This is a genomic window from Ornithinimicrobium flavum (genome assembly GCF_004526345.1).
Taxonomy (GTDB): Bacteria; Actinomycetota; Actinomycetes; order Actinomycetales; family Dermatophilaceae; genus Ornithinicoccus; species Ornithinicoccus flavus.
In genome coordinates this window covers 3,133,584-3,148,398 of sequence record NZ_CP038213.1, presented here as the reverse complement: position 1 = coordinate 3,148,398, position 14,815 = coordinate 3,133,584, and the positions used below count along the sequence as shown (strand labels likewise).

Annotated in this window: 16 protein-coding genes; 9 read left to right on the top strand and 7 right to left on the bottom strand. The window is 67.4% G+C overall.

Annotated elements, in window-relative coordinates; all coding sequences use genetic code 11:
- Nucleotides 1-248: 248 nt before the first annotated feature.
- From E3Z34_RS14815 to E3Z34_RS14795, 5 genes are all read right to left on the bottom strand, one after another.
- Nucleotides 249-431, bottom strand: coding sequence for a hypothetical protein (locus E3Z34_RS14815; protein ID WP_134774223.1), 183 nt, complete (start codon nucleotides 429-431; stop codon nucleotides 249-251).
- A 294-nt stretch (nucleotides 432-725) separates the two neighbouring features.
- Nucleotides 726-1,184, bottom strand: coding sequence for a GNAT family acetyltransferase (locus E3Z34_RS14810; protein ID WP_075958490.1), 459 nt, complete (start codon nucleotides 1,182-1,184; stop codon nucleotides 726-728).
- 100 nt (nucleotides 1,185-1,284) lie between these two features.
- Nucleotides 1,285-2,175 carry an alpha/beta fold hydrolase gene (locus E3Z34_RS14805; RefSeq protein WP_202976968.1) on the bottom strand — a complete coding sequence of 297 codons (891 nt, stop codon included), beginning with the start codon at nucleotides 2,173-2,175 and terminating at the stop codon, nucleotides 1,285-1,287.
- 549 nt (nucleotides 2,176-2,724) lie between these two features.
- Nucleotides 2,725-3,177 (bottom strand): hypothetical protein, encoded by a 453-nt coding sequence (locus tag E3Z34_RS14800; protein ID WP_134774222.1) that lies wholly within the window; start codon nucleotides 3,175-3,177, stop codon nucleotides 2,725-2,727.
- Nucleotides 3,178-3,333: 156 nt separating this feature from the next.
- Nucleotides 3,334-3,822 (bottom strand): helix-turn-helix domain-containing protein, encoded by a 489-nt coding sequence (locus tag E3Z34_RS14795; RefSeq protein WP_134774221.1) that lies wholly within the window; start codon nucleotides 3,820-3,822, stop codon nucleotides 3,334-3,336.
- A gap of 123 nt (nucleotides 3,823-3,945) precedes the next feature.
- Here E3Z34_RS14795 and E3Z34_RS14790 point away from each other — a divergent pair, with 123 nt between their 5' ends.
- Together E3Z34_RS14790 and E3Z34_RS14785 are read left to right on the top strand one after the other, a co-directional pair.
- Nucleotides 3,946-4,962, top strand: coding sequence for a DUF6994 family protein (locus E3Z34_RS14790; RefSeq protein ID WP_134774220.1), 1,017 nt, complete (start codon nucleotides 3,946-3,948; stop codon nucleotides 4,960-4,962).
- A gap of 147 nt (nucleotides 4,963-5,109) precedes the next feature.
- Nucleotides 5,110-5,592 (top strand): nucleotidyltransferase domain-containing protein, encoded by a 483-nt coding sequence (locus E3Z34_RS14785; protein ID WP_029202545.1) that lies wholly within the window; start codon nucleotides 5,110-5,112, stop codon nucleotides 5,590-5,592.
- Between the two features lie 118 nt (nucleotides 5,593-5,710).
- On the opposite strand, the gene E3Z34_RS14780 is transcribed toward E3Z34_RS14785, so the two are convergent.
- Together E3Z34_RS14780 and E3Z34_RS14775 are read right to left on the bottom strand one after the other, a co-directional pair.
- Nucleotides 5,711-6,931, bottom strand: coding sequence for a hypothetical protein (locus E3Z34_RS14780; protein ID WP_134774219.1), 1,221 nt, complete (start codon nucleotides 6,929-6,931; stop codon nucleotides 5,711-5,713).
- A gap of 585 nt (nucleotides 6,932-7,516) precedes the next feature.
- Nucleotides 7,517-7,855 carry a histone-like nucleoid-structuring protein Lsr2 gene (locus tag E3Z34_RS14775; RefSeq protein ID WP_134774218.1) on the bottom strand — a complete coding sequence of 113 codons (339 nt, stop codon included), beginning with the start codon at nucleotides 7,853-7,855 and terminating at the stop codon, nucleotides 7,517-7,519.
- A gap of 690 nt (nucleotides 7,856-8,545) precedes the next feature.
- On the opposite strand from E3Z34_RS14775, the gene E3Z34_RS14770 reads away from it, so the two are divergent.
- The 7 genes from E3Z34_RS14770 to E3Z34_RS14740 all read left to right on the top strand — a co-directional run bounded on the left by E3Z34_RS14770 (nucleotide 8,546) and on the right by E3Z34_RS14740 (nucleotide 14,802).
- Nucleotides 8,546-9,025, top strand: coding sequence for a hypothetical protein (locus tag E3Z34_RS14770; RefSeq protein ID WP_202976967.1), 480 nt, complete (start codon nucleotides 8,546-8,548; stop codon nucleotides 9,023-9,025).
- Between the two features lie 44 nt (nucleotides 9,026-9,069).
- Nucleotides 9,070-10,551: a DDE-type integrase/transposase/recombinase gene (locus E3Z34_RS14765; RefSeq protein WP_134774217.1), complete on the top strand. Its 1,482-nt coding sequence runs from the start codon at nucleotides 9,070-9,072 to the stop codon at nucleotides 10,549-10,551.
- Nucleotides 10,548-11,363, top strand: coding sequence for an ExeA family protein (locus E3Z34_RS14760; protein ID WP_134774216.1), 816 nt, complete (start codon nucleotides 10,548-10,550; stop codon nucleotides 11,361-11,363). The genes E3Z34_RS14765 and E3Z34_RS14760 overlap by 4 nt, the downstream gene beginning before the upstream one ends.
- 293 nt (nucleotides 11,364-11,656) lie before the next feature.
- Nucleotides 11,657-12,646 carry a hypothetical protein gene (locus tag E3Z34_RS14755; RefSeq protein WP_134774215.1) on the top strand — a complete coding sequence of 330 codons (990 nt, stop codon included), beginning with the start codon at nucleotides 11,657-11,659 and terminating at the stop codon, nucleotides 12,644-12,646.
- 188 nt (nucleotides 12,647-12,834) lie between these two features.
- Nucleotides 12,835-13,515, top strand: a complete 681-nt coding sequence (locus E3Z34_RS14750; RefSeq protein ID WP_158288704.1) for a ferric reductase-like transmembrane domain-containing protein — start codon at nucleotides 12,835-12,837, stop codon at nucleotides 13,513-13,515.
- A gap of 4 nt (nucleotides 13,516-13,519) precedes the next feature.
- Nucleotides 13,520-14,221 carry a ferredoxin--NADP reductase gene (locus E3Z34_RS14745; protein ID WP_134774213.1) on the top strand — a complete coding sequence of 234 codons (702 nt, stop codon included), beginning with the start codon at nucleotides 13,520-13,522 and terminating at the stop codon, nucleotides 14,219-14,221.
- Nucleotides 14,222-14,529: 308 nt separating this feature from the next.
- Nucleotides 14,530-14,802, top strand: a complete 273-nt coding sequence (locus E3Z34_RS14740; protein WP_238695211.1) for a helix-turn-helix domain-containing protein — start codon at nucleotides 14,530-14,532, stop codon at nucleotides 14,800-14,802.
- The last annotated feature ends 13 nt before the right edge of the window (nucleotides 14,803-14,815 follow it).

The window sequence follows — 14,815 nt, the reverse complement described above, 5'->3', positions numbered from 1 at the left end:
GCTTCCCTGAGGCGGGCCAGCCGGGCGTTCCGGTTCCGGTCACCACGCGAGACACCACTACGGTTAGACATTGGGACGTCCTCCTGAAGGCGATGGGATACCAAGCCCGACAAGCGCATCAGGAGGACGTTCCTCACGTCCAGACCCCAGCGCTACAACGCCTTCCTATGCCGCATGGAGCGGGGGCGGCGCAGAGGTGCATCGGGAGAAAGCAGCTCAGGGCGGAGAATGGACGGACTATGCCTGCGTTACAGCGGGTCCAGCCCGAACAGGTGGCTACGCGCGTGCTGGGATGCCTCATCGTCGAGCCACTCCACGTCGAGAACTTCGCCAACGTAGCGCAAGCGATTCTGCGACCAGTCGGCAAGATCACGCGTGAGCTCGTCACGGTCCATGAGCCAGTCGGTGAACTCGCCGTCGACGAACAACATGTAGCCGTGAGGGACCTCGTACGGCTCCGACCACCGCCGCCACCACAGGTGCCCACTCGTGGACGTCCACCACGTCTTCACGCGGACAAAGAGCATCGCGTCCCTGCCACTGCGGCTAGTGAGTTTGGCGGCTCGTTCTCGATAGGGATCAAGGCGTGGGTCGCGCTGAACCTCTTCGTCCCCTTGGGAAGGTCTCCACGCCACGCCTCAGATGTTCTCACGGCGCTCGTGGCGAACGCCCGCAACTGCCGCTGGTCGCTTCTGGTGGCCGGGCTTCGTCCTTGCCCTGCGGTCCTAGCGGAATCGCTCCGACGAGTTCTGTTCACGTAGCGCTTGTAGCTCCTCGTCGAGGAATCGACCAAGGACAGCGACCCGTTGATCCACATAGCCCAGCCGTTCGTAGAACTTGATGACGGCAGTGTTGTCAGCACGCACCATGAGCTGCAGCTTTGGTATGCCCTGCTCGCGTAGCCATGACTCAGCAGCGTTCATCAGGGCACGCCCAATCCCGGCTTCACGATGGCCGGGCTGGACGGCCAGGTAGTACACCCAGCCACGATGACCGTCCTGCCCCGCCATCACCGTGCCGAGAAGCTGCCCGTCCGTCACCGCCGCGAGAACCGTGGACGACGGGCCCTCGAGGGCACGCCCCAGATCGGCGCCTGGATCGTTCCACGGACGGGTCAGTCCGCAGTCGCGCCACAGCTGTACCGCATCGTGTTCCAGCTCGGACGGGAGAGGAGTGATCAGCATGCGGTTGAGTCTCTCTTACAGGCCGAGTCGCGAACGCGCGGTACTGCCGCGCTGAGGACGACTACGCTCGTCCGATCATGCCGCGACGGGGGATCCGGGCTCAGCGCGAGTTGGGAGGGCTGCCCGTCGCGCGCTCGATTGCCGTCTCGATGTCCGGTGCCAGGCCTGTGAGTCTGCCTAGGAGGCTGGAGAGTCCGGGCTCTTCTATGGGGAAGTGGCCGCAGCCACGCAGCCTGACCAGTTCGGTCGGACCTGCAATTCTTTGGAACCATCGGATGCTCACCTCCAGGGGCGTCCAGGCATCCTTGTCCGGGTGCGCGAGAATGACGGGGGTGCGCATCTGCTCGGGCTGGACGTGTTGGTACGTCATGTAGGAGGCGAGAAAGCCAAGAGGCACGTGTGCCCCTCCGCCCCGGGGGTCGCTGGCGCAGAGCTTCGACAGTCCGGCGTTGCGGCTCATCTTGTCCAGCGCGGCTACCCACGACATGGGCACCCGCAGCCCCGACAGCCTGTCAGGAAGCCGCCTCGCTAAAGGCCCGGCGAGCACACCTGCAGGGCCGAACCTGGTCAGCACCCGCTGGACACGCCGGTCGCGAGGGTCGAGCAGGCATGTGGCCACGACGACCGCAACACGCCCGCAGCGTGCGGCGACCTCATAGGCGAGCATGCCTCCCACGCTGGCGCCCAGAAGGAGCAGCGGTCTCCCGTCGTCCTCAGCAGCCACGAAGTCACAGAGCATGTCGACCCAGTGCTGGTACCGCACCGAGGACGGGTCCGGCGATACCGTCTTGCCGTACAGGGGCAGATCCACGGCTGACAGGTCGAACTGCTCCGGCGGCAGTAGAGAGGCAATGGGCCACAAGGCGCTGCTGTTTCCTCCGGCACCATGCACGACGATGACCCGGACCCGCGCTTCGGGGCTGCGGCGGCGGTAGACGTGAACGTCGTGGCCGTGCCATTCCCACCGGTCCTGCTCGGGAGCGTAATCCACCCGCTCACCCCAAGCGGCGGGCAGGAAGGCGGCATAGTCCACAACCTCAGGAACTCGCACGCCTAGCACCATACTTACCGACGGCCAACGGCTGACCCCCAAGGCCGCACCCGTCTCACTCTCATGCCGCTGGCCGCGCGGGCTATCGGACCTCTCGGGCCGATCCTTCTCTATGGCTGTGAAAGCTGGCGAGCCCCCTAGCGCTTACGGTGGTCCCATGAGCATTCGAGAGTATCTCGGACTGACCCGAGCTGAGTTGAAGTCTGGGTACAGTCGCAATGACAGAGGCAGCATGCCCGTGTGCCAGCAGTGCGGCGCCCTCGTTGCCTACGAGTCCCAGTCACGACACACCGCTTGGCATCAGGGCATCTCAGACGGACACTCGACGCACTGAACTGCCGCGTGGAGGACGGCTACGCTCGTCCGGTCTTGCCGCGCATCGGGACGGTGACGGGCCAAGGTGATGGTCACGCTCGACCTCCCGGGAGGGTGAGAAGGAGCACCGCAATGGCAGACCCACAGCCAGATCTCCTGGCCTGCCCGTGCCGGCTACAACTCGTCCCGCATTGCTTCCTGGTACTTGCCTAGAGCCGCCCGAGCCTGCTGGATCGCGATGGCATCGTCCTCGGGAGGGCCCTTCAGCTCGCTGAGATACCGATACAGAGCAGCTGACGCGTCCTTCAGGCTGCGGGCGACCTTGATCCCCGTGACGGTCCCGATGATCTCGACCGTTGCTACGGCTTGGCGGAGATCAAACATCGCTGCACGCACTTTCGCAATCTGCGCTTCCAGGTCTGGCTCTGCCGAGTCACGACCGATTTCGTCTCCACGCCAGAGCACCGTTCGCGCGGCCAAGTTGACGTCTGAGTAGGCCTCGAACCGACGCTCTCTCAACCACTGACGGTGCTCTCGGCGTCCCGACAGGGTTGCCCCCAGGACTACCCCCAACAGGGCAGCTGCGGGGGCGATCAGCCCCTCTGCTGCTGCAACAAGGTCATCCATGGGAGCTCCTAGTGGTTTCGTCAGCCCGGGCCGTCGTCCCATCATTCCTGACGGATTGCTCCGTACCCGTGATTTCTGCGAGAGGTTAGCGACGGGCCAGCAGCACCCTGCGGCAACCCGTCCGGTCCGCCGCACCGCGGCCGGCGCTGCGTACGCCTAGGACTCCTCAGCTTCGCGCAGCGCCGCGCGAACGCGTGCCACTGCCCACAACAGGTCCTGGGGCATGTCCATCGCGAGCTCCTCCATCCCGGCGTCCGTGCGGTTCCCATACGCCGTGCATAAAGCGTTCAACGCCTCAGGGCGACGGATGCAGTGTGGACGAGATGCGTCAGCAAGTGGCCGGAAGATCTCGACCGGGAGGACTGTCTCGAGATGCTTGCGTTCGTCGTCCGACAGGCGATCCCAGGAGGCGGTGAGTTGACTCAGCGCCTTGTCCCGAGCGCGGCGTCGACGGTCGCGATCCTCCCGCGCGACTTCTTCGGTGTACCGCCGCAGGTCGGCTCGGGACACCCTCCATGTTGCCGCCCCAGCGGGCATCAGGACCGCTTTGAGCCTGCCTTTGCTGATCAGGCTGCGCACTCGCGTGAAGGGCATGCCCAGTTCGGTCCCGACCTGCTTGACAGTCAGCAGCTCGTCCTCGCGCACACCCTCACACTACTCAGGCACGGAAGTCGTATTCCTCGACTCCGTAGCGGCGCTCTGACCCGCACGCTCACGGAGCCGGACGACGGCCTCCCACGTGGGTACGGTGTTGGGCAAGATGGATGGGTGCGCGCAGGGATCGACCCGGATTTGGACTTCGCGAGCTACTACGAGGGTGGCGGGGACCCAGACCAGACATGTGAACGGCTCTACCTGTGGCATCAGGCTCTCTGCACCCGCCCCGTTGAGGGTGTGGGACCGTTCGAGATCGCGGTGACCTACGACTACGCGTACGGCATCAGACTGCGCACAGCGGACGGGACCGCGTTCAGGCTGGGTAGCGACGGGATCATCCCGACCTGGTCGACAGCCGGGTGGACATCCCGCTTCACGCCGGACCTCGTGGCCGAGATCGAGCAGGACACCGACGGATTCTTCCGACTCGCTTCCACGCTCGGCGGGTATGTCCTGTTCCCTCGTAACGACGAGGGACAGACGGGTCAGACCATCAACCAGGCCCGCGGGGTGCACCGGCAGATCGCCGACCGGTTCGACCTCACCCTGGAGTGCATCCGCCGACACTACGTCGACCCCGGGCTCGACAGCCCGCTGGCGCACCGGCTCAACTACTACGGCGACTTCTTCCCCCTGTTCGGCGACTTCGACACATACGTCAGGTTCTTCCTGCTCGACGACCTCGTTACCCCGGACCGTGGCGGCGTCTGGTCATTGCTGAACGGACGTCGTCACCGACTTTCCCCTCCCCGCCTACGCCGCGACCCCTCTGGAGTACGCAACTTTCCGTGCGAACAGCATCAGATTCGTGCGCGCGCGGAACGAGCGCATTCTGCAGCTCGGCCTCTAGACCGAAGCCGCCCCGCCAACTCGAACGCACTACTTTGCCGCGAGTCGGACCTATTTGCGGCGCCCATCCTGGGCGCGTCCCATCTCTTCCAGAACCTCGGACGTGACGCCAGCGATATCCATTCGGTCCACCGCGGAGGCGGGGAGCGTCGTCAGCTGCGTTCCCGCCTCGAAGGCGATCATGAGTCGCCCGTTGCGGATCCCGACGACTTGAGCTCGTTCGAAGGTCTCGAAGACACTCGGATCCTGACCTACAAGGCCGACTTCAATGCTGCGTAGATTCATGAGCCCAGTCAACACTGGAACCGACTCTCCGCGCTCAGCCACGCAGGTCTGGGCGATGCGGCATGTCAACGCAAGGCGTGACACGCACTCTTCTGCCGCGGGTCGTACGGACCCTGGTACACGGGAAGGGAGACTTCTCCTATGAAGAACTCCTCCCGGATGACCGCCGCCGAGGTGGTGCAGATCGTCGCCTGGCTTCACGCCAACGGGGTGGTCTATCAGGTCAACGGCGGATGGGGTGTCGATGCGTTGGTCGGACGACAGACTCGCTCCCACCAAGATCTCGACGTGTTCATCGACGAAGATCACGAGGCCGAGTTCATGGCCTGGCTCACCTCCCGCGGCTATCGGGTCACCGAGGATTGGCGACCAGTCCGCGTGCAGCTATCGAGTCACTCAGGGCAAGTAGACGTCCATGCAATGCGCTTGGACCCGGCCGGCAACGGAGTCCAGCAAGGTCTGGACGGCGAGGTGTACCTCCACCCTTCTGAGCAGAGAGTTACCGGCCTAATCGACGGCCAAGCGGTCGTCGTGGCCAGTGCCGGGCGAGCCCGCGAGCTTCGAAGGGGCTATCCCATGCGTGCCGTAGACCTCCACGACCTTGCCGTACTCGACGAGCTGTAGGCATCCTGTTCTGGCGCATGGAGTTTGCGTCCTTTCGTGCCTTTCAGAGCGTGGCCGCAGCTTTGCAGCGACAGGGAGACGCGGAAGGCCTCGGTCGGAGGCGACCACTTCGACGGGTTCAGGGGCAGGTGTTGCCCTGGGGAAGCCGCACGAAGATCCAGTCCATGTGCTGCGTAGAGGCGATGATCTGGTCGTCCTCGCCGCCGAGCGGGTAGAGGGTGAGCTCCTCGCCGTTCTCCACGTCCCAGGGCGCCTCCCGGTCGGCCAGCCGCCAGACTGAGCCGTCGAGCGGGCCGAGGGTGGGGACTTCGCACCCAGGATCGTGGCGGTAGACGTAGCGCACCGCCTCGTCACCCTGAAGCGCGTCGCCGTCCGTGACGAGCGGGGGCTCGGCAGGTCTGACCAACGTCGGGTCCAGGTGCAGCTGCTCGTCAGTAGCGGTGCTGCCGGAAGCGGACAGGTCCACGTCGACGACGGTGCGCTCCTCCGCGGTGCCGGGATAGGGATCGCGGGCCTCGAGCTGCACCCGGAAGGGCCCTTCCGGCAGCAGCTGCCGCTCCACCGCCACGACGAAGGCGTGCGGGTTGGCATCACCGTTGCAGCCGTACACCGCGTTCGGTACCACCAGGTCAGCGTGCAGTAGGTCGCCCTCGACGACAACGCCGTCCATCCGGACCGGGCACCCGCTCCCGTAGACCGCGCCGAACCACACGGCGACCTCGCTGTCCCAGTCGACGGCCGCGGGCTCGCCCTCAAGGCCGGCCAGCGCCCACAGCCGGTCCAGCTGAGCATCCGTCGTCGCGACCCCCGAGCGGTAGGCCTCGCCTGTCTCATCCTCCCCGAGCAGACGCCAGCCCTCACCAGCGCGCGGCTGATCCTTCTCCTCCGGTGCCTCATCGGCGGGGATGCCCTCGACGCAGAGGGGGCGTCCGGCGAACTGGGCCAGGACCTCCTTGGCCTCCGGTGTGATCACCCCGAGACCGATCTCGGCCACACCATGGTGCGGCATCAGCGCGGTGCCGCCGGTGCGCACACCGGCCTGCTCCAAGGCAGCGTTCACCTCGGTGATGAGCGACTGCAGCTCGCCGACGGTCCAGGGGACCTCCACGACCACGATCCCCTCACCGGGCCAGCGTTCGGCGATCTGCTCGGACATCGCCTCGACGTCGGCGTCCTTGACCCAGACCGTGACCCACCCGTTGCGTTCCCGGTCCAGCCCGAGCTCGACGAATCCAGTCTGCCCGGCCGCCCACTCGTGAACGTCCTGGACCAGGTCGTCTGCGTTGCCGTAGACCGGCTCGTCCCGGTAGAGCGACTCGTCAGCCCGTATCCGGGGCACGTCGGCGCACGCCGGGAAGCCGGCAATGCCCCCCGTCGTGGGGGCGGCGGTACCGCCTGGTGAGTCCGGCCCTGCCCCCGTCTGCGTCCCACAGGCGCTCACCAGCAGCAAGCCAGACAGAAGCGACCCAGCCCCCACCCGACCAGGTGTCCGCCACCCACGACGTGCTGACCATGTCCGTCGCACCGCGCACCTCCCTGTGGAGTCCAGTGTGCTGCGCAGAGCCACCCCGTGGGTCACGACCTGGTCACGGTTTGCGCACGCGGCCCAACGGCCTGTCCGTGTCGCGCGCCGCCTGAAATGAGGCGAGATGGTTGGAAGTCCCCTCCCAGTATCCCGAAACAGAAGGCACTGACCCCCGTGGGCGCAACTATGACAAAGGCTTGGTCGACAGGCCACAACGACGCATGCGTCGAAATCACCGCCGAGACGCCCAGCAACAGCATCCGGTCATGCCGCGCTGCGGGTGACATGGCGAATTCTCGATCCCTGGACTGGTTGCCACCGGGGCGCTCGTGCCAGTAGTCCCCTGGGGCAAGATCCCCCACCTGGCGGCTCGTTCCACCGGGGTTGTTGTCCTCGAAATCAGTTGGAAGCGTGGTAGGCGTCCTGGATCTCCTGGGGGATGCGGCCGCGGCTCGACACCTTGTAGCCGTTCTCGTTCGCCCACTCGCGGATCTTCCTCAGCTGCTCACGGTCTGAGGGAGCGTTGCCACGGCTGCTCCCCGACTGGCGACGGCCACCGACACGTCGGGCGGCGTCCGTGTACTTCTGCAAGACGGCGGCGAACTCGTCCGCCTCTTCCTGCGAAAGGTCGATCTCGTACTCGGCTCCGTGGAAGCTGAACTTGACGGTCTGGCCGTCCTCGCCCAGCTCCTTGCCAGTGAGGTCTGAGACAAGGATCGTTCGCACCTTCTGTGCCACAACAGCTCCTACATGTGGGGGATTGATGTTTGATCGTACGCGCCGAGTAGCTTCCGCCGGTAACAGACTTCTGGACCGGCACGTAGGGGGCGCAGCCTCCAAGTGTGTTGCTGCAAGACCGGCGCTGCATCCCTAGCGCTTCCTGGAGCGAGGTAGCAGGTTCCGCCGCCTACTCGCTGTGCCGCCGAACTGAAGGATCCCCATGAGCCGGTGGGTGCGCATCTATATTCGACGTGTGGGCGACTTGAGCGAGACCAATCACGTCCCGTACGCCCGCCCACGTGTTGAGCGTCAGTCTGGCTGACGACGTGGGGTTGGGGGTTCGTCGTCGGGGTTGCCGATGACTTCTCGGTGTCCTGCTCGTGGCTGGTCGTGGTGGTCGGCGTCGTCACTGTGCCGTTGATCGGGAGAATGCTTGGACGGGAGATAACGACCACGGCCCTCCCGCTGTAGTTGTCCGTTGGAAGACGTTGCGGGAGGGCCGTGCTGGATGCACGGAGGCATCGTTGATAACGGTAGAGGCTGATCAGGTTCGGGTCGAGTCGCGGTTGAGCAGCGGGGGCATCGGGTGCCCGGACTGCTCGACGGCACTGCGCTCGTGGGGTGGGCACGGACCCGCGTGGTCCACGGGGCTTACCTGGCCGGTTACGGCCGCGGCGGGCTCGGTGTCCGGGCTGTGGGGTCACGCACGTGCTGCTGCCGGTGACCGTGCTGTCGCGGCGGGCGTACGCGGTCAAGGTGATCGGTGCGGCGCTGGTCGCCCGCGCGGCCGGGTCCGGGCATCGGCCGATCGGGTCCGAGCTTGGTGTGCCGGCGTCCACGGTGCGGGGCTGGTTGCGAGCGGCTGCTACCCGGTTGGAGGCGGTGCGGGTGCATCTGCTGGCGGTCGCTGCCCGGGCCGGGGTGGACCGGCCGGTACCCACGGCGTTGGGCTGCCCGTGGCGGGACCTGCTGGCGGCCCTGGGCGCGGCCACGGTAGCGCTGAGGGAGCGGTTCGGCGGTGTCGGCGTGCTCGGCCCGGTGACGGCCTGGCAGGTCGCTTCGGCGTGCTCTGGCGCTCGGCTGCTGGCCCCGGGATGGCCACCGGTCGGGCCGCCCGGTGGCGCAACACCAGTTGCCCCTGACGCGGCAGGGTCAGCAGCGGGAATCCTCGGCAGGGTCATGACCTGACCTCTTCCTGGTCGGGTTTCCCCAGTCGAATCGAGGTATCACCGGTGAGCACACCCGAGCAGGACGACGTCAAGCGCAGGCAGCGGGCTCAGCAGGTGGCGCTGTTCCGCTACCAGTTGATCTGCCCTGCCCTGGACCCGGAGCTGTCGACCAAGGCCCGGGGCCGGATCGTGCGGGCGATCGCTGCCCGCTCCCACGCCGGCCCGTTCGGCGGGACCCACCAGTACTCCCGCGACAGCCTGGACCGGTGGATTCGCCGCTACCGGGCTGGCGGGTTCGATGCGTTGGTGCCTTCGATCCGCCAGCCCGGGTCTCGGATCGACACCGCGGTGCTGGAGCTGGCGGTCGCCCTGAAGCGGGAGAACCCGGCCCGGACGGCCGCGCAGGTTGCCCGGATCCTGCGCGCGTCCTCGGGCTACTCGCCCTCGGAGTCCACGTTGCTGCGGCTCTTCCACCGCCGCGAGCTGATGGGCCCGGCCACCGGCGCCACTGGGGAGGTGTTCGGCCGGTTCGAGGCGCCCGCACCGAACGAACGCTGGGTCGGTGATGCGCTGCACGGCCCGCGGGTTGGTGGCCGTAAGACCTACCTGTTCGCGTTTCTGGATGATCACTCCCGGTTGGTGACTGGTTACCGGTTCGGGTTCGCCGAGGACACCGTGCGGCTGGCTGCCGCGCTCGAACCGGCGCTGGCCGCCCGCGGCGTTCCTGGCTCGGTCTATGTCGACAACGGCTCCGCCTACGTCGACGCGTGGCTGCTGCGGGCCTGCGGCAAGCTCGGGATCCGGCTGACCCACTCCACCCCGCACCGCCCCCAGGGCCGCGGGAAGATCGAAAGGTTTTTCCGCACCGTCCGTGAGCAGTTCCTGGTTGAGGTGGCCGAGTCGAGCGCCGCCGACCTGGCCGAGCGTGGCTTGTCCCCGGCGGCCGCGCTGCTGGAGCTGAACGCGTTGTTCACTGCCTGGGTCGAGTCGGTCTACCACCACCAGGTGCACTCCGAGACCGGGCAGACGCCGTTGGCCCGCTGGAACGACGGGTGGCAGGCCGCCGGGCACGGACCATCCATGCCGGCAGCCGAGGCGTTGACCGAGGCGTTCTTGTGGTCTGAGCTGCGCACCGTCACCAAGACCGCGACCGTGTCCCTGCACGGCAACACCTATCAGGTCGAGGCCGCGCTGGTCGGACGCAAGGTCGAGCTGGTGTTCTCCCCGTTCAACCTTGAGGACATCGAGGTCCGCCATGGCGGGCGCTCCTACGGGCCCGCGGTGCCGCACGTGATCACCCGCCACGCCCACCCCAAAGTGCGTCCGGAGACGCCCGAGCCGGTCCCGGCCCCGGCCACCGGGATCGCCTACCTGCAGCTGGTCGCGCAGAGTCACCACGCCCAGGTCGCCGCCGACGAGAAGATCGGCTTCCACGCCCTCTACTCCACCGGACCCGAGGCCGCACCAGCGCAGCAGGTTCCCGGACAGATGTCCATCGACGATCTGACCGAGGAGGTCGAGCAGGACCAGGAGGTGAGCCGGTGAGCATCCAGCGCCTGCAGTCGCACTGGGGCTTCACGACCATGCCCTTCGGCCGGGCCCTGGCCCCCTCGATGCTGCACCGCCACGGCGGGCACGCCGAAGCCGTGGCCCGGATCGGCTGGTGCATCGACCAGCACGCCCTGGGCGTGATCACCGGCGAGGTCGGCGCCGGCAAGACCGTCGCCGTCCGCGCCGCGACCGCAGCGCTCGATGTCTCCCGACACGTGGTCATCTACCTGCCCAACCCCTCGGTCGGGGTCCGCGGCATGCTGCACCACGTCGTCTCCGCGCTCGGACAGGTCCCCAGCTTCTACACCGCGACCCTGGTCCCCCAGGCCGCCGACGCCCTGGCCGCCGAGCACGCCGAACGCGGCCGCACCCCGGTCGTCATCTTCGACGAGGCCCACCTGCTGGACAACGCCCAGATGGAAGCGGTGCGCATGCTGACGAACCACGACATGGACTCCGGCGCCCCGTTCGCCGCGCTCCTGGTCGGACAGCCCACCCTGCGCCAACGGCTCCGGCTCGGGGTGCTCGCCGCCCTGGACCAGCGGATCGGCGTCCGCTACGCCCTGGCCGGAATGGACGCCACAGAGACCGGGGAGTACATCACCCACCACCTCAAGCTCGCCGGACGCGCCGACACCCTGTTCAGCGCCGACGCGATCACCCTGGTCCACAACGCCTCACGTGGCTACCCCCGCGCGATCAACAACCTCGCCGTCAACGCCCTCACCGCCGCGTTCGCACGAGACAGCGCCATCGTCGACGAGAAGGCCGCTCGCATCGCGATCTCCGAAACCGGTGCCGACTGACCCAGTACCGCCGCCCGCGTCACCGCGCCGAGCACGCCGTCACTGAGACGACCACGGCCCCGCCCGCAACCAGCGAGCGGGGCCTTCTCAACCCCAGATCATCGGCAACACCGATGACGGCATCATCGGCAAGATCAGCGACGTTCAACATGCGACCCGAGTGATCACGCTCAGGTCGCTGTGTTCTACCATCGTCAGCGGATCTTCCCTGCCTCACGCCACGTTCGACACCAGCGACCGAGGAGACACATACCTTGCCTGTGGTCGCTCGATGGGCCGTAGTGGCCCTGGTCGTGGGGTTCGTCGTGGGCAGCGGTGCGCCGGCGGGCGCCCACCAGGAGTGGTTCGTCAGCAACCCGGAAGCCTATCCCTTGGACTTCGGCGCGCTGCTGCGCCCGGGCGTCGTCCTCGCGGTGGGCGTAGCCGTCGCGGTGACACTGCTGGTCCGGGCGGTCGCGGCGCGGCTACCGGGGCCCGAGCTGGCGACGATCAGGCCGGCCCGCCGGCTGGCGTCGTTCTTGCCGTGGGTGCCGCGGCTTCTCGCCGCGCATCTGGGTGTGAGCCTGCTCGTCTTGGCGTTCGACCGGGCGGTCCTCGACCCAGGCATCCGCGTCCCGGACGGCGCGGCAGGCACGTTGCTGCTCGTGCCGCAGGCCGTGGTGGGCGGGCTACTCATCGCCGGTGTCCTGGTACGTGCGGCGAGCGTGGCGATCATGCTCACCGGGCCGCTGCTCGTGGCTCTGCACGGTCCCGAGGCGCTCGTCACCCTGGCAGTGTTCGTCGGCATCGCGGTGTTTCTGTTCATGGTGCCGCCGCGGCTGAAGGATGGAGGGCGCACGGACCTTGACCAGGCGACGCTGCGCCGTGCGGCAGTGGGCCTCAAGCTCGGCGCGGGAGTAACCCTCATCTCCCTCGCGGTCGTGGAAAAGCTCGCGAATCCCGAGATGGCACGAGCGATGCTTGACCAGGTCCCGGCCCTCAATCTCCTTGCCCCGGCCGGGGTGAGCGCCGACGGTTTCGCGGTGGTTGCCGGGTCCGTCGAGCTCCTGTTCGGGCTGCTCCTCATCTCCGGCGCTCTGCCACAGGTGGTCGCGCTCCTGGCGGCCGTGCCGTTCACCGCGACGGTGGCGATCTTTGGGGCGACCGAGCTTCTCGGGCACCTTCCGTTCTACGGTGTCCTGCTCGCCTTTCTCGTGCTGGGGAGCCGGGAAGAGACATCCCTCGCCCTGTCAGGACTGAGACAACGGCCGCACGTACGTATCCGGTCCGACGAACCCGTCTGAGGGTACGCCGGCCACCGGCCGGCACCCGAGGAAGGTGACCCCGCACCAGAGGCCGGGGCAGACGGAACTTTGAACCGGTCCTAGGAGTTTGAGGCACGACGGGCGTCGGTCATCCGGCCCCGCATACGCAGACGATGGAAGGCGGAAACGCGACGATGCTGCTCGGAGTCAAGAGCACGAGGGAGGTTGTGCTGCGCCATCTCCTCGTCGGAGGGCTCGCTGGGTTGGCGGTGTACGGGGGCTGGGAGGCGAACGGCGAGTGGGACCCCGAGATGCGCCTGTGGAAGTCATTCGGCGTAGGCGCCGCCGCGCTCATCTGGTTCGTCGCGCTCGTGGGGCCGGCCGCGCGGCTGTGGCCGGCGTTGACACGGCTCGTCAGCTGGCGGCGGGAGGCCGGGGTCTGGTTCACCCTGGTGGTGCTCGTGCACTTCGTCCTCGTCTGGGACGGCTGGGCGCGGTGGTCCGTCCGGGAGCTGCTGGGGTTCCAGTACGTGCCCGAGCTGGACGCCTACCTGCGCTTCGAGCCAGGATTCGGGCTCGCCAACCTCATGGGTCTCGTAGCGCTGCTGTTCGCGCTCGTCCTGGCATCGACGTCGTTCGACCGGGCGGTCAGCTTCCTGGGGATCTCGTCATGGAAGTGGCTGCACAGCTTCTCGTACGTCATCTTCTACACCATGGCTCTGCACACCTTGTACTTCGCGTTCATGCACTACACGCCGTCCCCGTACCGAGTCCTGATGGGGTTGCCGACAGCCTACCCGGAGAACATCCTGCGCTTCGCCTACGTCGTGATGGTGCTGTCGGTCATGGGGGCGCAGGCCGCCGCCTTCGTGAAGACGGTCCGCCAGCGGCGCGCGGTGGGAAGGTAGCGGAGTGAGGCTGCGACGACGGCGGCGAGTCTTCACCACCGCGCTGACGGGCCGTAGACAGGTTGCGGAGAACACCCTGGAGGTGTCGTTCGCGCGGCCGGACGGTTTTGTCTTCGATGCCGGACAGCACGTGCAGGTCCGGGCGCCGAGGCTGCTGCACCGAGACGTCAGGGGAGGATCGCGCGTGTTCTCGATCGTCTCCTCGTCCTGGGATGAGGAGAAAGTCTCGATCGCTTTCCGGGAGACCGGCAGCGGGTTCAAGCGGACACTGCGCGAGCTCGACCTTGGGTCTGAGCTGCAGATCGAGGGGCCGCACGGGTTCTCCACGCTGCCACGCGACCCGGCGCGGCCGGTGGCGCTGTTGGCCGGAGGCATCGGTGTCACGCCCTTTGTCAGCATGCTGCGGTCCCTGGACAGCCGTGCCGACGGTGGGCCGCCGATCACTCTGCTGTACGCCAACAGGAACGCCCGGTCTGCCGCATTCCTCGGCGAGCTCGACGAGATGGCGCGCGGCAACGCCCGGCTGACGCTGTGCAAGCGGTTCGGTCTCCTCGACGAGTCATTCATCCGCAAGAAGGTCGATGACCTGGAGTGCACGTGGTACGTTGCCGGGCCGCCGATGATGGTCGACGCCGCCCGTAGCGCCCTGCACGTCCTGGGGGTGGACGCCTCCAGGGTGCACGTCGAGGAGTTCGTCGGGTACTGATCGCGCTCTGGGTCCAGCCGCCGCTGCTGCGCAGCAGAGGTGTGTGGGACATGAGCGGTGCGGTTTCGGTCGGGCTCAGCGTCGTTCTCGGTCATCCTCAGGGTCGGTCTGGGTCGGGCTCGGCCTCGGTGGCGGTGCGGGTCGGGCTCGGCGCTGATGGTCTGAGGGTGATTGGTCGGGGGTGAGTCCCTGTGTCCCGTTCCAGACTTCTTGGCAGACCGGTTATGAGGGCATGATCGGCGTGACCATGAAGGAGATGAGCCGTGGGACGACCACCTGTGATCCCGGCGGAGCAGAAGACTCGTATCGTGCTCAGCGTTCTGGCTGGCGAGGTCTCGATCGCCGAGGCGGCGCGCAAGGAGAAGGTGTCCGAGCAGTCGATCGGCCGTTGGAAGGCTGACTTCCTCGAAGCGGGACGGACCGCGCTGGCCTCGGGCCGGACCGGGCCCTCGACCCGGGAGGAGCAGCTGGAGGCGGAGGTCACCGAGCTGACCACCGCGCTGGGAGAGGCGCACCTGCAGGCGCGGGTGTGGAAGAAGAGCGCGGAGGGCCGGCTGGGCCCTTCGAGGACCTCGAGGTAATCCGCACCGAGGC